At 74.0% G+C, this 22,041-nt stretch carries 17 protein-coding genes; 9 read left to right on the top strand and 8 right to left on the bottom strand.

The genetic code is table 11. The annotated features are described in order from the left end of the window. The first annotated feature begins 27 nt into the window (after positions 1-27). A complete protein-coding gene (ligD, locus tag HHX35_RS23000) occupies positions 28-1,056 on the top strand; it encodes a non-homologous end-joining DNA ligase (RefSeq protein WP_259405304.1) in 1,029 nt (342 codons plus the stop codon). Positions 1,057-1,476: 420 nt separating this feature from the next. Continuing rightward, positions 1,477-2,016, top strand: coding sequence for a DUF1062 domain-containing protein (locus HHX35_RS22995; protein ID WP_310739240.1), 540 nt, complete (start codon positions 1,477-1,479; stop codon positions 2,014-2,016). A gap of 7 nt (positions 2,017-2,023) precedes the next feature. Here HHX35_RS22995 and HHX35_RS22990 read toward each other — a convergent pair whose 3' ends face one another. Then, the gene (locus HHX35_RS22990) at positions 2,024-3,112 is read right to left on the bottom strand and encodes a hypothetical protein (protein WP_182900822.1); all 1,089 of its coding nucleotides are present in this window, start codon (positions 3,110-3,112) and stop codon (positions 2,024-2,026) included. Further along, positions 3,099-3,332 (bottom strand): hypothetical protein, encoded by a 234-nt coding sequence (locus HHX35_RS22985; protein WP_182900821.1) that lies wholly within the window; start codon positions 3,330-3,332, stop codon positions 3,099-3,101. Before HHX35_RS22985 ends, HHX35_RS22990 begins: the two co-directional genes overlap by 14 nt. 181 nt (positions 3,333-3,513) lie before the next feature. On the opposite strand from HHX35_RS22985, the gene HHX35_RS22980 reads away from it, so the two are divergent. The 3 genes from HHX35_RS22980 (at position 3,514) to HHX35_RS22970 (ending at position 6,413) form a co-directional block, all read left to right on the top strand. Next, positions 3,514-4,722 (top strand): sensor histidine kinase, encoded by a 1,209-nt coding sequence (locus tag HHX35_RS22980; RefSeq protein WP_182900820.1) that lies wholly within the window; start codon positions 3,514-3,516, stop codon positions 4,720-4,722. Continuing rightward, a complete protein-coding gene (locus HHX35_RS22975; RefSeq protein WP_182900819.1) occupies positions 4,719-5,411 on the top strand; it encodes a response regulator transcription factor in 693 nt (230 codons plus the stop codon). Before HHX35_RS22980 ends, HHX35_RS22975 begins: the two co-directional genes overlap by 4 nt. 285 nt (positions 5,412-5,696) lie before the next feature. Continuing rightward, positions 5,697-6,413 carry a TNT domain-containing protein gene (locus HHX35_RS22970; RefSeq protein WP_182900818.1) on the top strand — a complete coding sequence of 239 codons (717 nt, stop codon included), beginning with the start codon at positions 5,697-5,699 and terminating at the stop codon, positions 6,411-6,413. A gap of 49 nt (positions 6,414-6,462) precedes the next feature. Here the strand turns inward: HHX35_RS22970 and HHX35_RS22965 are convergent, their stop codons facing one another. Further along, positions 6,463-7,551 carry an enolase C-terminal domain-like protein gene (locus HHX35_RS22965; RefSeq protein WP_310739239.1) on the bottom strand — a complete coding sequence of 363 codons (1,089 nt, stop codon included), beginning with the start codon at positions 7,549-7,551 and terminating at the stop codon, positions 6,463-6,465. Between the two features lie 103 nt (positions 7,552-7,654). On the opposite strand from HHX35_RS22965, the gene HHX35_RS22960 reads away from it, so the two are divergent. From HHX35_RS22960 to HHX35_RS22950, 3 genes are read left to right on the top strand one after another with little or no spacing between them, the layout of a single operon-like run. Next, a complete protein-coding gene (locus HHX35_RS22960; protein ID WP_182900816.1) occupies positions 7,655-9,421 on the top strand; it encodes a thiamine pyrophosphate-dependent enzyme in 1,767 nt (588 codons plus the stop codon). 4 nt (positions 9,422-9,425) lie between these two features. After that, positions 9,426-12,428 carry an FAD-binding and (Fe-S)-binding domain-containing protein gene (locus HHX35_RS22955; RefSeq protein WP_182900815.1) on the top strand — a complete coding sequence of 1,001 codons (3,003 nt, stop codon included), beginning with the start codon at positions 9,426-9,428 and terminating at the stop codon, positions 12,426-12,428. A gap of 26 nt (positions 12,429-12,454) precedes the next feature. Further along, positions 12,455-12,931, top strand: a complete 477-nt coding sequence (locus tag HHX35_RS22950) for a MarR family winged helix-turn-helix transcriptional regulator (RefSeq protein WP_182900814.1) — start codon at positions 12,455-12,457, stop codon at positions 12,929-12,931. Between the two features lie 22 nt (positions 12,932-12,953). On the opposite strand, the gene HHX35_RS22945 is transcribed toward HHX35_RS22950, so the two are convergent. Next, complete coding sequence (locus HHX35_RS22945) at positions 12,954-13,994, bottom strand: family 2 encapsulin nanocompartment cargo protein polyprenyl transferase (protein WP_310739238.1); 1,041 nt, start codon at positions 13,992-13,994, stop codon at positions 12,954-12,956. 227 nt (positions 13,995-14,221) lie between these two features. Between HHX35_RS22945 and HHX35_RS22940 the strand changes: the two genes are divergently transcribed. Beyond that, positions 14,222-15,157, top strand: coding sequence for an aldo/keto reductase (locus HHX35_RS22940; protein WP_182900813.1), 936 nt, complete (start codon positions 14,222-14,224; stop codon positions 15,155-15,157). Here the strand turns inward: HHX35_RS22940 and HHX35_RS22935 are convergent, their stop codons facing one another. From HHX35_RS22935 to HHX35_RS22920, 4 genes are read right to left on the bottom strand one after another with little or no spacing between them, the layout of a single operon-like run. After that, positions 15,158-15,826: an ABC transporter ATP-binding protein gene (locus HHX35_RS22935; protein WP_182900812.1), complete on the bottom strand. Its 669-nt coding sequence runs from the start codon at positions 15,824-15,826 to the stop codon at positions 15,158-15,160. It abuts the gene before it with no gap. Then, positions 15,819-16,772, bottom strand: coding sequence for an ABC transporter ATP-binding protein (locus HHX35_RS22930; RefSeq protein WP_182900811.1), 954 nt, complete (start codon positions 16,770-16,772; stop codon positions 15,819-15,821). The genes HHX35_RS22935 and HHX35_RS22930 overlap by 8 nt, the downstream gene beginning before the upstream one ends. After that, positions 16,756-19,263, bottom strand: coding sequence for an FtsX-like permease family protein (locus tag HHX35_RS22925; RefSeq protein WP_182900810.1), 2,508 nt, complete (start codon positions 19,261-19,263; stop codon positions 16,756-16,758). The genes HHX35_RS22930 and HHX35_RS22925 overlap by 17 nt, the downstream gene beginning before the upstream one ends. Further along, a complete protein-coding gene (locus HHX35_RS22920; protein ID WP_182900809.1) occupies positions 19,260-21,941 on the bottom strand; it encodes an FtsX-like permease family protein in 2,682 nt (893 codons plus the stop codon). Before HHX35_RS22920 ends, HHX35_RS22925 begins: the two co-directional genes overlap by 4 nt. Positions 21,942-22,041 lie beyond the last annotated feature (100 nt).

The following is a 22,041-nucleotide window of genomic DNA, read 5'->3' as shown; positions in this document are numbered from 1 at the left end:
CCGGCTGCACCTCTCGGCACAGCCGGCATGGACAGGAACCAGCAGGTCAAGCGGTACGCGCCGGGCTCGCCGGGGTACCAGCAGGGCATGGCCGCCCTTCCGGCGTACGCGCCGATGATGGCCCGGCTCGGGCGGCTGCCCGAGCCCGAGGGCGACTACGCGCACGAGATGAAGTGGGACGGCGTCCGCGCACTCGGCTACGTCGAGGACGGCACGCTGCGGCTGGTCTCCCGGAACGGCAAGGACATCACCGCCGCCTATCCCGAACTCGCCGGCCTGGCCGGCGCCACGGGCGGGCACGCGGCGGTGCTCGACGGGGAGATCGTCGCCTTCGACCAGCAGGGCAGGCCGTCGTTCGAGGCGCTGCAGCCGCGCATGCACCAGCGAAACCCGCTCAAGATCAGGCAGCTCCTGGTCACCACGCCCGTGACGTACCTGCTGTTCGACGTGCTGCACGTCGATACCGCGACCGCGACCACGTTGACCTACACCGAGCGGCGGCGGCGCCTGGAGGACCTCGTCCACGCCGGCCGCCACTGGGCCATCCCGCCCTACTACGCCGACGGCGGCGAGCACGCGCTGGCCGACTCCCGGCGGCTGGGGCTGGAGGGCGTCGTGGCCAAGCGGCTCGCCTCGCCCTACCGCCCCGGCCGCCGCTCCCCCGACTGGGTGAAGGTCAAGAACGTCCGTACGCAGGAGGTCGTCGTCGGCGGCTGGCGGGCCGGAGAGGGCCGCCGCGCGAACACCGTCGGCTCGCTGCTCGTGGGCGTCAACGACGACTGCGGGCGCCTGCGGTACGCCGGCAGCGTCGGCACCGGCTTCACCGACGAGGCGCTGCGGCGGCTGGGCGAGCGCCTGGCGCCGCTGCGGCGGGACACGCCCCCCTTCGACGGCATCACCCGGGAGGAGGCCAGGGGCGGCCGGTGGGTGGACCCGGTCCTGGTCGGCGAGGTGCAGTACGCCGAGTGGACGGGCGAGGGGCGGCTGCGCCACCCCTCCTGGCGGGGCCTGCGCGACGACAAGGACCCCGGCGAGGTCGTCCGCGGGGAAGGATGAACGCCCGAGTTCCGGCACCCCGCCGAGCTGCCGTCGCCCCTCCCCCGGCGCCCGTCCGAGGCCGCACAGATTCACATGGGCATAGGGTCGGCCAGGGCGACTGTCGTGGATCGTCCTCACCGACCCGGAAGGAAACGAGTTCTGCGTCCTCACCCCGGGCTGAGGCGCCGGTAAAACCGTTTGAGCCTTCCTTCCGCGATCCCGTAGGTTGCCTGCAGCCCGTCGCAGTGAGGACAGAGGAAAAAACCGCGTGACCCCGCCTGCTCTTCAGACCTGACACCCTCTTCCGCTCACCTGTAGCCGACGCTCCCGTCGGTTCTGCCGGGCTGCCCTCGCGCGCCCGGTCATTCAGCGTTTGAGGTCGCGCGTAATCGGCCTCGTGTCAGGTCTAGAGAGATCATGTCTTCACAACCTCATATCGTGCTGCCCTGGGTCGTTCGCCGGACCAGGCTGCCTCTGCTGTCGCTGCGGTGCGTGGACTGCGGGTCGGAGTCGGCCACCACCGGCGAGGGCAGGTTCCGCGTCAACGCCAACGGCAAGCTGCTGGACGTGTGGCTGCTGGTCCGCTGCGTATCCTGCGATCGGACGGGCAAGCTCACCGTGCACGAGCGAGCACCGGTCAGATCCTTCGATCCGGCCGAGCTCCACGGCTACCGCGTCAACGATCCGGAACTGGTGGCGGCGAGGCTGTTGGATCCGCTGCTCGCCCGGCACAACCGCTTCACCCTCGACTGGACGGGGGCCTGGCGGCTGGACACCCCGTCGGCACGGCTCGACGAGGCGTGGCCGGTCCAGGTGGAGGTCGTCTTCGAGGATCCGGTACCGGTGCGCCCGGAACGGCTCATCGCGCAAGGGCTCGGCCTCAGCAGGAACGAGGTACTGCGCCGGATCAAGTGCGACATTCCGCTGCGCCGTCCGACGAGCGCCGGATTCACCTTCACCGTGATGGCCGGCGACTAGAGGGGATTCAGTCGGGCGGGCCACCCGGCCCGCCCGGCTTCACCCCAGGCTTACCGCCGGTTTCCGTTCCGATGTTCCTCAACTCCTTGTCGTGCGAGCCCGCGGTGCCTCGACGCCGCGTCGCCAGGACGCCGAGCAGCACCGCGCCCGCGAGGAACGCGACGTTGTGCGCGTACTTCGCGACCGGCGCGACATCACCCAGCGGGACCACGAGGAACCCGACCGCCACGCGCGCGGTCAGGGCTCCGGCGGCGAGCGCGGCGACGTGGCGGCCGGTCCACCCCGCCGAGCGGGACAGACGGCCGGCGACCGCGGCGCACAGAGCGATCACCGCGAGCCCGGCCGCGACCCCGGCCCAGGTCGAGGGCAGAAAGTTGAAGGCCAGGCCCGCCACCAGGCCGCCCACCGCCACGACGACCGGCCGCGGCGGGGTGCCTGCAGACGGTGCCGGGGGTTCGGGCCGTCGCCGTCTTCTCGCGGCGGAGGTCAGCGCGACGAGCACGAGCAGGGCGACGACCGCGAGCGATCCCCCGATCTGCGCGGCCGTCGCGTGGTCGTGCTCGGTCCGCAGGTGGTCGCGCAGCACGATCGCCGCCGCCGCGAGGTACAGCGCCGCGGCCGTGACCAGGCCGGGCGTCCGCAGCCAGGGCGTACGCGACAGCCGGGGGCTCAGCGCCTCCGTCAGCGCGATCGGCACGCCGAAACTCCAGATCGCGTGACCGGCGACGAAGGACAGCGTGGTGTAGGCCGCCAGTCCCAGTGGCGCGACGTACGTCGGGCGGACCATCTCCTCCCAGTACGGGATGTCCCGATAGCCCTCGCTGAACATGGACTGGTCGATGACGCCGGCCTGCAGCACGCCGAAGGCCGCCGTGAGGGCGAGGATGCCCGGCCAGCGCACGTCCAGGCGGCGGGCCGTCTCACGGATGAGCAGCGCGGGCGCGCCGTACAACGGACTGAAGATCAGCAGGCTGACGGCGAGCACGAACGGGTCGCCCGTGCTGTCGTCGTAACCCGTGACGTACTCGGCGCACATCGGCGCCAGCACCAGGAGCCCGGCCGCCATGGCGAACCGCCGCACGTCAGGCGTCTTCATTTCGCCTCCATGCGGCGGCGAGGACGACGGCGCCGACGACCGCGACGAGAAGGTTGGCGTAGACCTCGTAGCCGGTCAGGAAGGACAGGCGCGGGATGACCTGCCGGTTGAAGACGTTGAGTATCGCGCCCCAGAACGGCTGCGCGGCCAGGTGGTCGATGGTCCCGCTGATGCCCGCGACGACCAGGAACGCCCCGGCGAGTTGGATGGCGTTGCGCATGACGCCGACGCTAGGGACCGGCCCGCCCGGCGGGGATCGGGCATCGGCATCCTCCCCGCCGGCGAAGGTCGCCGGCGTGCGGCATGCCGTACGACCGAAGTCGGACGCCACCCGACTTCGGTATGGTCGTCGCCGCTCAGCCGTGGGCGGGCCTCCTGCGAGGTCGTACGCTGCGGGGGATATGGATTCCCCCGCCGCCCCCCGGCACCGGCGAAGCCGACGCGACTGGCTCGTGGACTCGGCGATGTTCGTGCTCGTCGTGGCCTTCACCTTCTTCATGTCGGTGGACCGCCTCGGCACCGCGCCGCTGCCGCCGGCGTGGCTGTTCCCCCTCGACCAGTTCGCCGGCGCGCTCGGCTGCGCCGCGTTGTGGCTGCGCCGCCGGTGGCCGGTCGAGCTAGCGGTGACGCTCGTCGCGCTGTCGGCCGCCTTCGAGATGGTCGCCGGCCCGATGCTGGCCGCGCTCTTCTCGGTCGCGGTCCACCGCCGCCCGCGGACCAGCGGCACGGTGTTCGGCCTCAGCGTGCCGGCCGCGATCGTCTTCACGTGGCTGCGCCCGGAACCGGCGGAGCCGCCGCTCGCGATGTTCACGCTGGGCCTGGCCCTGCAGGGCGCGGCGGCCGGCTGGGGGCTGTTCGTCCACCACCGGCGGCGGCTGGTGCTGGCACAGCGCGACCGCGCGGCCCGGATGGAGACCGAGGCGAGGCTGCGGGCCGAGCAGGCGCAGCACCAGGTCCGCGACGCCATCGCCAGGGAGATCCACGACGTGCTCGGCCACCGGCTGTCCCTGCTGAGCGTGCACGCGGGAGCGCTGGAGTTCAATCCCGGCGCCGACCCCGCCGACGTCGCCCGGGCGGCGCGGGTGATCAGGGAGAGCGCCCACCAGGCCCTGCAGGATCTGCGCGAGGTGATCGGCGTGCTGCGCGCCCCGGCCGGCGAACCGTCCGCGCCCACGCGGCCCGGCCTGCCCACCCTCGCCGACCTGCGGGAGCTCGTCGCGGAGTCGGGCCGGGCCGGCATGCGGGTGGAGCTGTGCGACGATCTCGGCTCGCGGGAGACGGCCCCGGACCGGACGGGCCACACCGCCTACCGGGTCGTGCAGGAGGCCCTCACCAACGCGCGCAAGCACGCGCCGGGAGCCGGGGTCCGCGTACGGGTCGCGGGTGCGCCCGGCGAGGGCCTGACGGTCGAGGTGGTCGACGACGCCCCTGCCCCCATCGCACGGGATGCCGGGAGCGGAGGCGGCCACGGCCTCGCCGGCCTGGCCGAGCGCGTCACGCTGGCAGGGGGACGGCTGGAGCACGGCCCCGTGGACGAACCCCTGGACGGGGGCGGCGACGGGGGCCCGGGTGGCTGGCGCGTGCGGGTCTGGCTACCGTGGCCGGCATGACCATGCCCGACTCCGCCATCGGCGTGCTCATCGCCGACGACGACCCCCTGGTCAGGGCCGGCCTGGTGATGATGCTCGGCGGCGCCCCGGACATCCGCGTGCTCGCCCAGGCCGGCGACGGCGCCGAGGTGCTGCCGCTGGCCGGCCGGCACCGCCCCGACGTGGTGCTGATGGACATCCGGATGCCGGTGATGGACGGCCTGGCCGCCACCGAGGCGCTGCGCGCCGGTGACGGTGCGCCCGAGGTGATCGTGCTGACCACCTTCGACGCCGACGAGCACGTGCTGCGCGCCCTGCGCGCGGGGGCCGCCGGGTTCCTGCTGAAGGACACCCCGCCGGACGAGATCGTGGCCGCGATCCGCCGGGTGGCCGCCGGCCATCCGGTCCTGTCCCCGGCGGTCACCCGGCGGCTCATCGCCCGGGTCGCCGAGGACGGCCAGGACCGGCGCCGGGCCCGCGCCCGGAAGCGCCTGGCACGGCTGAACGACCGGGAACGGGAGGTCGCGGTGGCGGTCGGCCAGGGCAGGCCGAACGCCGAGATCGGTGCCCTGCTGCACCTCAGCGTTCCCACCGTCAAGACGCACGTGTCGAGCGTCCTCGCCAAACTCGGCCTCAACAACCGCGTCCAGATCGCCCTGCTCGTCCACGACGCCGGTCTGCTCGACGACCCGCTCGACCCGGACGGCTGAAAAGGGCGCTCGCCTCTTTCGCGCCATTCTGGAAGGCCCCCGCCGCGAATTAGATTCCTTATATCGCCTCATGTCGGCTTTGTTTCGCCTTGCCGTCCGGGGTTTTTGATCGCTACGGCGATCTCCTTGCGATGCCCCTGAACAAGGGCCGGGTACGCACGAATTCATCGCGTCAGAGCGATCACGGATATTTCTCGGCGCCCTTCGCCGAGCAATTCCCATAGAAATCGACCTGATGCGCATATGTCCAGATCGCATGCTGTGTGCGTAATCTCAGGAGAATTCGTGCGCGTTCATTCTCGCAAGCTGTTCGTGGCCGCCTGCACCCTCGCCACGGCGGCCCTGACCGGTGTCCCGGCTCAGGCCGCGACCGCGCCTGCCGGGCAGGGCCCGGCGACCTCCAACCCCCAGACGCTGGGCGCGAAGACGGGCCAGGTCTGCGGGCCGCCGTTCGTCAACGGCGACCCGAACCTCGGCCCGGTGGTCCTGCCGCGCACCGGCCTCGTCGCCAAGATCCTGGACGGCTACGTGCGCTATGGCGGCCTCTCCCCCGAGCGCTTCCTGGAGCGCTATTTCATCCCGTCGGCCAATTCCTACCGCTTCCCCCAGGACTCCGGGTTCGCGCACTCCGGCGGATACACCAACGGCCGCCCGCTCATCAGGACGGCGCAGCTGCCGCTCGGCTACAAGGTGGACCGCTTCGGCGGAGAGAGCGGCGCGTTCCTCGCTCCGTTCGGCACGCCGTTCCCCGAGCGGTCGCTGCGGCCGAACAACCTCAACAACGTCCCGGGCGACCCGCACCTGTGCAACTACCACGCCTACCGGGTGATCCGGTCGTTCCTCGTGGACGCGGGGCCGGCGGCCTCGGCGTTCCAGATGCCCGGCCAGGGCGAGCAGTTCCACACGCTCGCCAAGTACATCCCCGGCTCGCCGGCGAACCCGGACGGCGAGGTGTCGATCGGCTGGCTGGCCGACAACGGTTACCTCGAACGCCTCAACTGAGCCCCTCGCGGTGACCGGGCGGGCACGCCGCGCCCGCCCGGTTCGGGCCCTACGCGACCCGGTACGGCTCGGCGGCGTCAGCGCGCAGCGTCAGGCCGTGGCCCGGCGCGCCCGGCGGGCGCACGGCGCCGCCCCGGGGATCGGCCGCGCCGTCGAAAAGGTCGCCCTCGATCCGCACATGGTCGTGGAACCACTCCATGTGGCGCAGGTTCGGGGTCGCCGCGGCGACCGGCGCGTGCAGGTTGGGCGCGCAGTGGGCCGACACCTCCAGCCCGTGCCCGGCGGCGATCGCGGCCGCGCCGGACCAGCCCGTGTAGCCGCCGCAGCGGGTCGCGTCGATCTGCAGGCAGTCGACCGCGCCCGCCGCGCACATGCGGGTGAAGTAGACGAGATCGCCGCCGTACTCCCCGGCCGCGACGTCGGCGTCGGCCCGCTCGCGCACCAGGCGCAGCCCGGCCAGGTCGTCGGAGGACACCGGCTCCTCGAACCATCGCACGTCGTGGTCGCGCATCCGGCGCTCCATCCGCACGGCCTGCTTCGCGCTGTAGCCGCCGTTGGCGTCCACGTACAGTTCGGCGGCGTCCCCGATGACGCGGCGGGCGAGCGCGACGCGGTGCAGATCGCGTGCGGGCGCGGTGCCCGCGGACTCTCCAATCTTGATCTTGACGCGGGGAATGCCCTGCTCGTGCGCCCAGTTCGCGAGCTGGGCCGTCGTGACATCGTCGTCGTACGTGGTGAACCCGCCCGAGCCGTATACGGGCACGGACTGCCTGGCGAGGCCGAACAGGCGGGCGAGCGGCACGCCGAGCAGCCGGGCCTTGAGGTCCCAGAGCGCCACGTCGACCGCGGAGATCGCATACCCCGCGACGCCCGTGCGGCCCGCGTTGCGCACCCGGCGGACCATCGCGGTCCACAGGCCCGGCACGTCCAACGGGTCGCCCCCGCGCACCACGGGCGCGAGCAGGTCCGTGACGACCGCCGCGGCGGCGGCCGGGGCGTAGGTCCAGCCGAGCCCGGTCGCCTCGCCGGCGTCCGCGCTGACCACCACCATCGTGGTCGCGTCCCAGCTCAGCGTGCCGTCGGCCTCCGGGCGGTCGGTCGGCACGCGGTAGGCCGACACGTGGAGGTCTCTGATCACGGGCGTCCCCCTACCCGGGCGTGCCCCCAGGACTCTGGATCGGAGGAAAGATTTTCCATGCGGTGAGTGTTCGGCTTCCCATTCCAGGGGCAGCGCGGCACGTATGACGGAAATCGCCTCCGAAGTACTCATCAGACGGCTCGCCGACTGGGGTGTCGACACCGTCTTCGGGCTTCCCGGTGACGGCATCAACGGCATCATGGAAGGGCTGCGCCGCCAATCCGACCGTGTCCGGTTCGTGCTGGTGCATCACGAGGAGGCGGCCGCGTTCATGGCGGCCGCGCACGCGAAGGCCACCGGCCGCATCGGGGTGTGCCTGGCCACCTCGGGCCCCGGCGGGATCCACCTGCTCAACGGCCTGTACGACGCCAAGCTCGACCACCAGCCGGTGCTGGCCATCACGGGCATGCAGGAGACCAGCGTGCTGGGCACCGGCTACCAGCAGGAGGTGCACCTCGACCGGCTGTACGAGGACGTCGCGGAATACAACCTCGTGGTGGACAACCCGGCCCAGCTGCCGGGAGTGGTGGACATCGCGATCCGCACGGCGTACGCGCGGCGCGGAGTGGCCCACCTGTGCCTGCCCAACGACGTCCAGGTCGCCCCCGCCGACGCCGACCCCTACCAGCACGTCGCCCCCGCACGGCCCCCCGCGACCGCCCCCGTCTACCTGTCCCCGCCCGGCGTGCCGCGCCAGGAGGACCTGCGGGCCGCCGCCGAGGTGCTCAACGCGGCCCGGCGGCCCGCGATCCTGGCCGGGGCCGGCGCCCTGCACGCCCGCGAGGAGGTGCTGGCCGTCGCCGAGGCGCTGGGCGCCCCCGTGATCAAGACGCTGCCCGGCAAGGCGGTCATCCCCGACGACTCGCCGTACGCGGTGGGCGGGATCGGCCTGCTCGGCACGAAGCCGGGCGAGGAACTGGTCGAGGACTGCGACACCCTGCTGATGGTCGGCACCAACTTCCCCTACACCAAGCACCTGCCGGAGCCCGGCAAGGTCCGCGTCGTGCAGATCGACGCCGACCCCGCCCGGGCGGGCGTGCGCATGCCGACCGAGGTGCCGATGATCGGGGACGCCAAGGAGGGGCTGGCCGCGCTGCTGCCGCTGCTGCACCGGAACGACGACCGGGCGCACCTGGAGAAGTACCAGAAGGCCATGGCCGAATGGCGGGAGAACATGGCCGCTCTGGAGAATCCGGAGCGCGCCCCGATCGCCCCGCAGTACCTGATCGGCTGCGTGGACCGGGCCGCCTCCGACGACGCCATCCTCACCTGCGACTCCGGCACGATCGCGACCTGGGCCGCCCGGCACTGGACCATCCGCGGCGACCGGGAGTTCTACCTGTCGGGCAACCTCGCCACGATGGCCCCCGGCCTGCCGTACGCGATCGCGGCGCAGCTCGCCCACCCCGACCGGCAGGTGATCGCGTTCATCGGCGACGGCGGCTTCGCAATGCTCATGGCCGAGTTCCTCACCGCGGCCCGTCTGGGCCTGCCGATCACGGTGGTGGTGAACAACAACGGCTCACTCGGCCAGATCCTGTGGGAGCAGATGGTGCTGGGGTACCCCGAGCACGGGGTCAGGTTCGGCGAGCCGTCCTCCGACTTCTCCGCCTGGGCGCGCTCCTGCGGCGGGTACGGCCGCAAGGTCACCGACCCCGCCGAGGTGGACGAGGCCGTACGGCAGGCCCTCGCCCATCCGGGGCCGGCGCTCGTGGACGTGGACGTCGACCCGAACGAGCCGCCCATGCCGGGCAAGGTCGCCCGCGACCAGGCGGTCAAGTTCGCCGAGGCGTTCCTGAAGGGGCAGCCGCACAAGGCCGCCATCGCGACGACGCTGTTCAAGGACAAGATCTCTCAACTGGGGCGGTGACGCCATGACGGATCAGGTGCTCGTACCCGCGCCCGTGACCGCCCGGCCGCGCCGGCCGTACGTGCGGCTGCGCGACCTGGAGCGGGACCTCGCCGCCCGGGTGGACGGCGAGGTCAGGTTCGACCCGGGCAGCCGGGGGGCCTACTCCACGGACGGATCGAACTACCGGCAGGTGCCGCTCGGGGTGGTGGTGCCGCGCACGGTGGAGGCGGCGGCCGAGGCGATCGCGGTCTGCCGGGAGCACGGCGCGCCCATCACCTCACGGGGCGGCGGGACGAGCCTGGGCGGTCAGACCTGCAACGCCGCCGTCGTCATCGACTGGTCCAAGTACTGCCATCGGCTGGTGTCGGTGGACGCCGCGGCGCGCACCTGCGTCGTCGAGCCCGGCATCGTGCTCGACGTGCTGAACCGGCTGCTGGCCGACACCGGCCTGATGTTCGGGCCGCGCCCGTCCACGCACCCCCAGTGCACGCTCGGCGGCATGATCGGCAACAACTCGTGCGGCTCGACCGCCCAGGCGTACGGCAAGACCGCCGACAACGTCGCGCGGCTGGAGATCCTCACCTACGACGGCCAGCGGATGTGGGTGGGGCCGACCGGCGACGAGGAGTTCGACCGGATCGTCGCCGAGGGCGGGCCGAGGGCGCGGATCTACCGCGAGCTGCGCGCGATCGTGGACGAGCACGCCGACGAGATCCGCCGCCGCTTCCCCGACATCCCCCGCCGGGTGTCGGGCTACAACCTCGACCAGCTCCTGCCCGAGGCCGGGTTCGACCTGGCCAGGGCGCTGGTCGGGTCGGAGGGCACGCTGGTCACCGTGCTGCGGGCCGAGCTGCGCCTGGTGCCCGCGCCCAAGGCCGAGTGCCTCCTCCTGCTCGGCTACCACGACATCAACGTGGCCGCCGACGCCGTGCCGCGCATCGCCCGCTACGGCCCGCTCCAGCTGGAGGGGGTGGACGACAAGCTCGTGGACTTCGAGCGGCGCAAGCACATGCATCCCGACGCCCTCAAGCGGCTGCCGGAGGGCGGCGGCTGGCTCATGGTCTCCTTCGGCGCCGACTCCCAGAAGGAGGCGGACGCCAAGGCACGTGACCTGCTGCACGAGCTGAAGGGCGGCGAGCACGCGCCGCACATCTCCTTCGTCGACGACGCGAAGATCGAGAAGAAGCTGTGGGAGGTCCGCGAGTCCGGGCTCGGCGCCACCGCCCGCGTGCCCGGCATGCGCGAGACGTGGGAGGGCTTCGAGGACTCGGCCGTGCCGCCGGACAGGCTCGGCGGCTACCTGCGTGACCTGCGCCGCCTGTTCGACGAGTTCGGCTACGGCGACGCCTCCCTGTACGGGCACTTCGGGCAGGGCTGCGTGCACACCCGCATCCCGTTCGACCTGGTGACGGCCGACGGAGTGGCGGCCTTCCGGGCCTTCCTCGAACGGGCCTCCGATCTCGTCATCTCCTACGGCGGCTCGCTGTCGGGTGAGCACGGCGACGGGCAGGCCAGGGGCGAGCTGCTGCCCAAGATGTTCGGGCCCGCGGTCATGACCGCCTTCGAGCGGGTCAAGGCCGTCTTCGATCCCGGCGACCGGATGAACCCGGGCAAGGTCGTCGCGCCGTACGGGCTGGACGAGAACCTGCGGCTCGGCCCCGAGTGGACGCCGGCCGACCCGCCCGTGCACTTCGGCTACCCCGACGACGAGGGCAGCTTCCAGCGGGCCGTCATGCGGTGCGTGGGGGTCGGCAAGTGCCGTGAGCACGTCGGCGGTGTCATGTGCCCGTCCTACCGGGCCACGGGCGAGGAGGAGCACTCCACCCGCGGACGCTCCCGGCTGCTGTTCGAGATGCTGAACGGCCACGCCGACTCCGCGGTGCGGGACGGCTGGCGCTCCACCGCCGTGCGCGACGCCCTCGACCTGTGCCTGGCCTGCAAGGGCTGCAAGCACGACTGCCCGATGCAGGTCGACATGGCGACGTACAAGGCCGAGTTCCTCGCCCACCACTACGCCCGCAGGATCAGGCCGATGGACCACTACGCGATGGGGTGGCTGCCGGTGTGGGCCCGCGTCGCCGCGCTCGCTCCGGGCGTGGTCAACGCGCTGGCGCACGCGCCCGTGCTGTCCGGGCTCGCCAAGCGCCTGGCGGGGCTCGAACCGGCCCGGCCGGTGCCGGACTTCGCGCGGGTCCGCTTCAGCGACTGGTATCGGCGGCGCGGGACGCGCGGCGGGGGCGAGCGGGGCCCCGTGGTGCTGTGGCCGGACACCTTCACCGACAACTTCCACCCGCACATCGGCGGCGCCGCCGTCGAGGTGCTGGAGTCGGCGGGCTATCGCGTGCTCATCCCGCCGCGCACGCTGTGCTGCGGCCTGACGTGGATATCGACCGGCCAGCTCGGCGTGGCGCGGCGGGTGCTGCGCCGCACCGTGCGGACGCTCGCCCCGGCGCTGCGCCGCGGCATCCCGATCGTCGGGCTGGAGCCGAGCTGCATGGCGGTGTTCCGAGCCGACGCGCCCGAGATGTTCGCGCACGACCGGGACTTCGCCCGGCTGCGCGAGCAGATCAGGACCCTCGCCGAGCTGCTGAGCGCGACCGACGGGTGGGATCCGCCCCGGATCGACCGGGACGCCGTCGCCCAGCCGCACTGCCACCACCACTCGGTGCTCGGCTTCGAGACCGATCAGGCGCTGCTGTCCCGCGCCGGCGTGCGGGTGGAGGCGGTGGGCGGCTGCTGCGGCCTGGCTGGGAACTTCGGCTTCACCGCCGGCCACCTGGAGGTGTCGATGACCTGCGCGGAGCACGAGATCCTGCCGGCCATCCGCGCCGCCGACGCCCGCACGGTCGTCCTCGCCGACGGCTTCAGCTGCCGTACGCAGATCGAGCAGGCGGGGGTGGGACGCCAGGCGATCCACCTCGCGGAGTTGCTGGCGGCCGGGGTGCGGGGCACGCCGCTGGGCGATCACCCGGAGTGGCGCGCTTCGCGCAGGCCCGGCCCGGCGCGGGTCCTGGGGGCGCGATGAGCACCGGAGCCCTGCAGTCCCGAGCCTTGGATTTCGGAGCTTCGGAAGAGACGGACCCCGCGCTGGATGAGGACGCGTGGTCGGTTGAGGACGCCTCGCTCGCCCTGGTGGAGATGACCCTCAACGCGGTGGTCCGCGGCAGCGACCTGTCGGTCACCCAGTTGCGGGTGCTGCTCGCGGTCGACCGGCACGGCCCGCTGAACCTGAGCGGGCTCGCCGCCCTGCTGGGCATGTCGGTCTCGGCCACGGGCCGCCTGGTGACCCGCCTGCACACCGCCGGGCTGCTGACGCGCCTGCTGTCCCCGCATAGCCGGCGTGAGGTCAGCATCGACGTCACCGACGCCGGCAGGAGGTCGCTCGAACGGATCCGCGCGGCCCGCCGCGGGCACATCGCCGCCGCGCTGCGCCATCTGCCGCCGGACAGTCGCCGTACGCTCGCGCGGACGCTGCGCGAGCTCACCGCGGCGGCCGGGGCCGACGAGGTGAACGAGGTAACGGAGTGAACGGGGTGGGGGCGGCGGACGGTTAGCGGTCGCGGTCGGCGGCCAGGCGGGCCAGGGCCTCCAGACCCGCCGCCGGCCCCGGCGCCAGCTCCGCCGACCGCAGCGCCTCCAGCGCCTCGGACAGCAGGTCGTCCACCCTGGCGAGGCTCCACGCCCGGCCGCCCGCCTCGTCCACCAGCCGCGCCGCCCGTGCGAGGTCGGCCTGCGCGAGCGGGCGGCGGTACAGCATGGCGAGCGCGCCGCCGGCCGGCGTGCCCGACGTCAGCGCGGCGACGACCGGCAGGGACTTCTTCCGGTTGCGCAGGTCGGAGTGGACGGGTTTGCCGGTGACGGCCGGGTCGCCCCAGATGCCCAGCAGGTCGTCGACGATCTGGAATGCCAGCCCCACGCGCTCGCCGAACACCCGCAGGAAGGCCACCTGCTCGGTGGTGGCTCCCCCCGGGAATCCGGCAGCCTGCAGCGCGCCGAGGGCGCAGGCGCAGCCGAACAGCGCGCCCGTCTTGCCCTCCGCCATGCGTACGCACTCACCCAGGCTCACGTCCGCGCGCTCCTCGAAGCCGAGGTCGGCGCTCTGGCCGTCCAGCAGCGACTGGACGCACCGGGCCAGCGTGCGTGTGCTGTCGGCGGCCCGGCCTCCCCCGGCGAGCACGGCGAAGGCCAGCGCCAGCAGGGAGTCGCCGGCCAGGATCGCCTCGGAGCGCCCGAAGACGTTCCACACCGTGGCGCGGTGGCGGCGGACCGCGTCGCCGTCCATCACGTCGTCGTGGACGAGGGAGAAGTTGTGCACCAGCTCGACCGCGACCGCGGCCGGCAGTGCCGTGTCCACGTCTCCCCCGGCGCCCTCGGCCGCCAGGAGCGTGAACGCGGGCCGAAGGGCCTTGCCGCCGCCCGCCCGCACCGGCCGCTCCCGCGCGTCCCACCATCCGAAGTGGTATCCCGCCATCCGTCGCATCGACGGCGGCAGGGTGTCGACCGCACGACGCAGGGCGGGCTCCACCAGGTCGCGCGTCCGGGCGAGCACGTCCGCCGTCGTCCGCACTCCCTCTGCAACCGGTTCCGTCACGCTCCCACCACCTCGGGCTCGAGTGGACCCCACAGGCCGGCTGGAGTTGTCGGCATACCCCGGCCGCCTCCTCACCACACGTGCTTCCCACTCACCATCGGGGCGCTCACACCCGCCGTCTTCCCTCGTCGCTCGGAGTCGCTCGTCCCTCGCTCCCCACTCGCTCCTCAGTCCAGACCGGCGGCGCGCCCCTCCGGATCGCTCGACATCCCCTAGCCTGGTGCCCCATGCGGAAATGGGTGCAGGAGATGGGTCTCGGGCTCGCCGCGATCGGCCGCCCCGCGTACATCACGCTCGGCCGGGACGAGGACCTCGGCGGCGACCGCGACGTGGCGGCGATGCGGGCGCGCACCTGGGAGGTGCTGGACGCCGCCCGGGCGGCGGGCGTGCGCTACTACGACGTGGCCCGCTCCTACGGCCTGGCGGAGGAGTTCCTCGCGGGCTGGCTGGCCGACCGGGGCATCCGGCCCGGCGAGGTCGAGGTCGGGTCGAAGTGGGGGTACGAGTATGTCGGCGGCTGGCGCATGGACGCCGACCGCCACGAGGAGAAGGACCTGTCGGCCGCGCGGCTGCGCCGCCAGCTCGGCGAGACCCGGGAGCTGCTCGGCGAGCATCTGTCGCTCTACCAGATCCATTCCGCCACGGTCGAGAGCGGGGTGCTCGACGACGAGAAGGTGCTCGGCGCGCTGCGCGCCCTGCGCGCCGAGGGCGTCGGCGTGGGCCTGTCCACCACCGGCCCCCGCCAGGCCGCGACGATCGACAGGGCGGTCGCGACCGGGCTCTTCGACACGGTCCAGTCGACGTGGAACCTGCTGGAGCGCTCGGCGGGTGAGGCCCTGGCCCGGGCGCACGCGGCCGGCCTTGGCGTGATCGTCAAGGAGGGCGTGGCCAACGGCAGGCTGACCGCCCGCGGCGCGCCGCCGGCCCTGGCGCTCGCCGCACGCGAACGCGGCGTCACCCCCGACGCCCTGGCACTCGCCGCCGTGCTCGCCCGCCCGTGGGCGGGGGTCGTGCTGAGCGGCGCGGCCACGACCACCCAGCTCGCCGAGAACCTGGCGGCGCTCGCCGTCACCTGGGACGACGCGGCCGAGGTGGCGCTCGCCGATCTGGCGGAGGACGCCGAGACCTACTGGGCCCGCCGCGCCGCCCTCCCCTGGACCTGACTAGGTGAGGAACTCGCCGTCCTTGAGCTCAAGGACGCGGTCGGCCAGGCCGACGAGACCCGCGTCGTGCGTGGCCACCAGCGCGGTGACTCCCTCGCCCCGGACGAGCACCCGGAGCAGTTCCATGATCTGGCGGGCGGTCTGGGAGTCGAGCTGACCGGTCGGCTCGTCGGCGAGCAGCAGGCGGGGCCGGTTGGCCAGGGCCCTGGCGATGGCCACGCGCTGCTGCTGGCCGCCCGACAGCTCATAGGGCCGCTGCTCGGCCTGATCGGACAGCCCGACCAGGGACAGCAGCATCTTGACCCGCTCCTCCCTGTCCTTGGCGGGAACCCGCGCCAGCCGCAGCGGCACGCCCACGTTCTCGGCGGCCGACAGCACCGGGATCAGCCGGAACGACTGGAAGACGAACCCGACGACGTCGCGGCGCAGCCGCAGCAGGCCCTCCTCGGGCAGCTCCGGCACCGGCTGCCCGGCCACCCGCACCCGCCCCTCGTCGGGCCGGTCCAGGCCGCCGACCAGGTTGAGCAGCGTCGTCTTGCCGGCGCCTGAACGCCCGCGGATCGCGACCAGCTCGCCGGGCTGAGCCTCGAAGGAGACCCCTCTCAGGGCGCGCACGCCCTTGGGATAGGTCTTGCGCAGGCCCTCGACGACGACCAGCGGCTCACTCATTCGTCTCTTCCTCTGTGTCGTCGCCGGTGGCCGACGGCCAGACCCCGATGTGGTCGCGTTCGAGCTCCAGGCGCACCCGGTGCTCCATCGACAGGGCGCTGATGAACTCCCTCGGCAGTTGCAGCCGCCCGGCCCGGTCCAGCACGGCGTACTCCTCGGCGACCACCCTCCCGTCGGAGGAGGTGCGGCGGAACGTCTCGCTGGAGGTGCGGCCGTCCCGGATGCCGATGGTCCGGTCGACCTGCTCCGACACCATCGGGTCGTGCGTCACGACGACGGTCGTGACGCCGAGCTCGCGGTTGGCGTGGCGCAGCACGCCGAAGACCGTCTCGGCGCTCTCGCTGTCCAGCTCGCCGGTGGGCTCGTCGGCGAGCACCACCTCGGGCGCGTTGGCCAGGGCGACGGCGACGGCCACCCGCTGCTGCTCGCCGCCGGACATCTCCCCGGGCCGCCGGTCCGCGCGGTCCGCCATCCCCGTCAGCTCCAGCAGCTCGTCCGTACGGGACGACCTGGCCCGGCGGGACGCGCCGCCCGCCAGCCGCATGGGGAGCATGACGTTCTCCCGCGCGGTGAGGTACGGCAGCAGGTTGCGGGTGGTCTGCTGCCAGACGAAGCCCACGACCGACCGCCGGTAGCGGAGACGGTCGCGCGGAGTCATGGACAGCAGGTCGGTCCCGGCGACCCGGGCCAGCCCGGCCGTGGGCACGTCGAGCCCCGACAGGATGTTGAGCAGCGTCGACTTGCCCGATCCCGAGGCCCCGACGATCGCCACCAGCTCACCCCGGCCGATGAGCAGGTCGAGACCCTGCAGGGCGACCACCTCGACCGCGGCGGAGCCCTCGGTCTTGTAGATCCGCACGAGGTTGTCGCACAGGATGTGAGCGTCCGCGCCGAACGCGGGACCGCCCCGCGTGGCCCGGGCCTCCAGGTCAGCCAGCGTGTCCACGGCTTCCTCCCAGGTAGGCGCCCGCGAGGGCGACGGCGGCGACCCCGGCGGCCAGAGCACCGGCCACGACACAGGGCAGGACGGGCAGGAGCGCGGCGGCCGCCAGGGCGCCGTGGCGCCCGCCCGCGTACGCCGACAGGTCGATTCCCGGCCCGAGCAGCGCGGGCATGGCGAGACCGGCCGCCAGCCCGGCGACGGCGGTCAGGACGAGCAGCGGGGCCGCCTCCAGGACGGTGATCAGGCCGGCCTGCCTGCGGGTGAGGCCGAGGGCGCGCAGCAGGGCGAGGTCCTCCGCCCGCCGAGCCGCGCCTCCGGTCAGGGCGATCGCGACGGCCGCCAGCGCGTACGCGGCCAGCGCCGCGGCGGCGACCCGCAGCGCGGCGGTCAGCGCCGCCGTCAGCGGCGTGCCGGTGATGTCGGCGAGCGCGCCCGCCACGGTGGACATGCGCGCGCCGGACGGCAGCAGCGGCCTGACCGCGCCGGCGTCTCCCGCGATCAGCAGCGTGTTGACGTGCTCGGGAGCCGCGGGGAGGACGATGAGAGCGCCGTCGCCCGCCCGCACCCCCGGCATCGCGTCGACGGTCCCCGCCGGGGTGACCGTCATCTGCGCGGGCCAGCCGATCTCGAAGCTCCGCATGGCGGACAGGTCGGGCGAGACCAGCGCACCGGTCCCCGGCGCAGGCAGGTGGAGCGGGCTGCCCGCGGCCAGCCGGCGGTAGGCGTCGAGGTCGACCGCGACGACCGTGGCCGGCCGCCCGCCGAAGCCCACCTCGGCGACCGTCGTCCCGACCGCGGCCGGGACGACGGCCCGGACGCCAGGCGCGTGCGTGATCTGCTCCAGCGTCTCCGGGGGGATGCCCTGCTCACGCTCCACCCTGATCTCGGCGCCGGTCCGCTCCCACGCCGCCTGCCGCTGGGCCTCCTCCAGCCCTCCGGCGGTGACCATTCCGTACGCCGCCAGTGCGACGGCCGGCAGCAGCGTGAGCACCGGCAGCGCGGCGCCCGGCACGGCCCGGGCGGCGGCGAGCCCGAGGAACGGCACGGCGGCGGTGCGCCGGGCGGCGGCCCGGAAGGCCAGGTGGATCAGAGCAGGGCCGGCGCGCAGCACCGCCAGGGCGGCGGCCAGCGCCAGCAGCACGGGCGCCGGCGCGAGGAACGCGTCGCCGGTGCCGAGACCGTGGGTGCGCAGGAGATGGAGGCTCGCCACGGCGACCACGAGCACCAGGATCTCCATCACGATCCGGCGGGCCGCGCTCCCTGTCAGTCGTCCTTGGGTCAGCCGTCCTTGCCCCCGCCGTCGTGCAGACTGCCGTCCTGGGGACTGGCGCAGCGCGACGGCGACGCAGGCGATCGCGACGGTCCCCGCCGCCAGCGCGGCCGGTCCCAGCCGCGCGACCGCCGTCGGGGCGCCCGGCACGAGGCCCGCGGCCACCTGGCCCGCCGCGGCCGCCGGCACCGCCGCGAGCGCGACCGCTCCCCCGCAGGCGCCCACGACCTGGACCAGGGACGCGCCTCGGGCGCGCATCAGCAGCAGGTCGCCGTGCACCCGCTGGGCGAGCAGCAGCACGGCCAGGGCCGTGGTGCCCAGGCAGACGACGGCCAGCCCGCTCAGGAACATCGTGATCAGCGCGCGCGTGACGGCCAGCCGGTCCAGGTACTCCTGCAGCATGCGGTCGAACCCGGTCGACAGGGCCACTTCGAGGTCCTGCCTGCCCAGGCGGCGGCCGAACTCCTCCGTCGCGGCGAGCACGGCCGCCGCGTTGCCCGCGGTGACGCGGTCCGGCGCCGGGGTGACGAGCCATCGGAAGACCATCGGCAGTTCGGCGCCCGCGAGGCTGTCGCCGTCGGTGAGCGCGGTGACGATCAGATCGTCCTCGATGGCGAGCGGCACGCGCTGGTGGATGACGTAGGTGAGTTCCGGCTCGAGTGCCCAGAACCGGTCGGCGGGACGCGCCGGCTCGAACAGGCCGGTGACCTTCGCGGTCAACTCGCCGAGGCGGACCGTGTCGCCCGTTCTGATCGACATCTCCGTGGCGGCGACCGCGGGCACGGCCACCTCGAAGCGGGTGCCCGAGCGGGGGCCCGGGGGGCCGCCCTCGACGTACCGCACCCGCCGGTCCGCCCCGGACACCCACTTCAACGTGAGATACCGGTGCGCCCGCTCGTTGATGAGCATCGGCGGGGCTGTGATCTCGATGAGCGGGGCGGGGTCGGCGACCTCCCGCAGCGCCGGGGGGAGCAGCGCGCGCCAGGCGGTGTCCGCCCTGGCCGCCTCGGCCGTCGTCCGCATGGGCGTCAGGTCGAAGCGCCGAGTGAACTGGACCGCCAGCGAGGCCGTGGCGGGCGGGGCGGAGCCGATGACCGACCTGGCCGCCGCGTCGAGGGAGGACTCGACCATCCGAGGCAGGGCCGAGACGACCAGGGCGGCGCCGAACACCAGCGTGGCCAGCAGTGCCGCCACTCCCCTGTGCACACCCAGAAGGCGGATCACGACGCCTCCCCCGCACGAAGCACGGCGGCCGGCTCACGGCGGTGCAGCGACCGCGCGAGCCCCGCCACGATCACGAGAAGCACCACGAGGACCGCGACGGCCAGCGCCGCCACCTGAGGCCAAGGAACGTGGAGCAGCACCGGCAGCCCGCCCCCGGTCGCGTATCCGGCGGTCACCATCGGCGGCACCACCGCGGCGGAGACGGCCACGGCGAGCGCCACTCCGCCGGCCAGCGACAGCCCGACCACGAACGACTGCTCGACGGCGAGCAGGCCGAGCGTCTGCCGGAAGCTCACGCCGAGCGCGCCGAGCACGGCGAACTCGCCTCTGCGCTCGCGCGCCGAGACCGCCGCGTTGACCAGGAAGCCCAGCACGGCGAACGCCAGCGCCGCCGCGAAACCGAGCAGCAGCGCGCCCTGCAGGCCTGCCGCCGTGGGGTCGTCCCGATAACCGGCGGTGAGCGCGGCCACGTCGAGGACGTCCCCGCGGCCTCGCCCAGAGGCGGCCAGTACGGCGGCCCGCGTGGTGTCGTGCCCGTCGGCGGCCAGCCACCACTCCGTCACCGGCCACTCCGCTCCCTTCGCGCCCGCCGCCCGCAGTGCCGAAAGATCGGCGAGCAGGGCCGGGGTGCCCTCCGGCGTGCCGGGCATCGCCGCGACGACGCCCACCACTTTGATCGGGATCGCCGCCGTGCCGGCCGTGATCCGTACGGTGTCCGCCAGGCCGGGGGTCACCACGACCGGAAGCGGCTGTCCGCCGGACCCGGCGATCCGGGACGCCAGCGTGGCCGGCGACAGCTCCGACAGGTCGGGGCGCAGCAGCAGGACACGGCCCAGGTGTGCCGCGTCCGCGGCGATCAGGGTGGCGTCCGCGCCGTCCGCGACGACCCTGGCGCGATGCGCGGGCACGGCGGCCGCGACTCCCGGCAGCGAGGTGAAGGTTCGCGCGTCGTCCCCCGGAAGGGCGGGGACACGCAGGCCGGCGCCGGCGAGATGCCGGGCCCGGTCCTCCTGGGCGCCCCGCCAGGTCGCGGCGGTGGTCAGGGACAGCACGCCGATCGCCATCGCCATCGTCAGCAGCAGCGCCGGGCCCGAATAGCGAGCCGGGCGCCGGCTCACCTGCCGGGCGGCGATGGCCGGCCCGAACCCGGGGCGGCGCCGCGTCGCCCGCTCGGCGACCCTGGCGACGGCGGGCACCAGCCGCAGGGCGGCCATCCCCCCGCAGAGCAGGGCGAGCGCCGGTCCCGCCCCGACCAGCGGGTCGAGCCCGAGCTCGCCGCCGAGTCGCGTCGTCTCCGGCGCGTCCTGGCCGCGCAGGCGCCAGACGGCGAGCGCCGCCAGGACGAGCAGCGCCACGTCGGCCCCGGCCCGCTGGACCAGGCCCGGCCGGTCGGCGCGCCCGCGCGCCGCCTGCTCCTCGACGTACGTGCGGCGGGCGGCGAGCAGGGGCGGGGCCGCCAGCATGGCGGCGCAGGCGAGCGCGACCGCCGCCGCGACCGCGAACGTGGATCCGTCAGGCGCCCGGGGCGGCTCCACACCGGTCGCCTCGATCCAGGGGAACGCGCTCACCAGCCGCAGGAGGACGGGCGCGAGGAACGGCGCCGCGGGCGCGCAGGGCAGCGCGATCAGCAGCGCCTCCCCCGCCGCCATGGCGGCGAGCCGCGGCGACCCGCCGCCCCTCGATCGCAGCAGGGCCGTCTCCATCCGGCGGTGCTCGGCGAGCAGCCGCGCGGTCAGCGCCAGCGCGTACGCGCTCAGCACCAGCAGTTGGAGCACCGGCACCAGCATGGTCGAGCGGGCGACCAGGGCGCCGCGGTCGAGCCGCAGCAGCGTGCCGGACAGCGTCTCGGTGACCGTGCACCGGGGGCAGCCGGAGAGCACGGCCGCCGAGGTCCCGGCGACCGACGCCGAGAACGGCCGCAGGCGGTCGGGGGAAAGCCGGCGCAGGTCGGGTTCGGCGAGCCAGCGGGCCGAGACGCCGGTCGCGAAGCGGTCGAGGAAGGTGCCGGTGGGCACGACCAGGGGTCCGCGGGAGGTGAAGTCGCCGGTTTGCGTGCCGTAGCGCAGCAGTTCCTCCCCCTTCCAGCGCGGATCGTCGGGGTCGCGCAGCCGGAAGACGCCGGTGACGCGCACGCGGGCCGGTTTTCCGTCCAGGCGTCCGACGACGGTGAACTGGTCGCCGGCCGCGACTCCCGTCGCCCGCGCGGCCGGCTCGGACAGTGCCACTTCCACCATCGCCGTCTTCGTCTCGGCGGGCCAGTGTCCGCTCACCAGGTCCGCCTGGCGGTCCAGCCCCTCGTACGCGGCGAACCGGGTCAGGACGGGCTGATCGCCGCGATCCTGCCCCTTGAGTGCGTAGGAGGCGGACTCGACGCGCACGGTGACCCGAATGGGCACCTCACCGTGGGCGTGGGCGATCCCCGCGCGGACGGCCCGGTCGGCCGCGGCGAAGTCCCCGGCGGTGACCGAGGAGGTGACGACGGTGGCGGTGGCGGCGAGCGGCGCCGTCTCCAGGGCCCGCCGCACACCCGCCTGGGTCGCCGACCCCGCGTACAGCAGGAGAGCCGAGATCGCCGTGGTGGCGAGCAGGATGGAGCCGAACGCGGAGGCCAGCAGCAGGGGCTCGGCCAGCGCGCGCCGGACCACCAGCGGCAGCCGCGCGCGCACCACTCTCAGCATCCGGGCCTCAGCATCCGGGCCTCACCATCCGGGCCTCACCACGTTCATCCCGGCATCATGACAAGCATGATCGAGAAGCACCAGCGTTCCGTTCATCTAA

The organism is Microbispora sp. H10830 (assembly GCF_014161375.1).
GTDB classification, from domain to species: domain Bacteria; phylum Actinomycetota; class Actinomycetes; order Streptosporangiales; family Streptosporangiaceae; genus Microbispora; species Microbispora catharanthi.
This window is presented reverse-complemented; position numbering and strand designations above follow the sequence as displayed.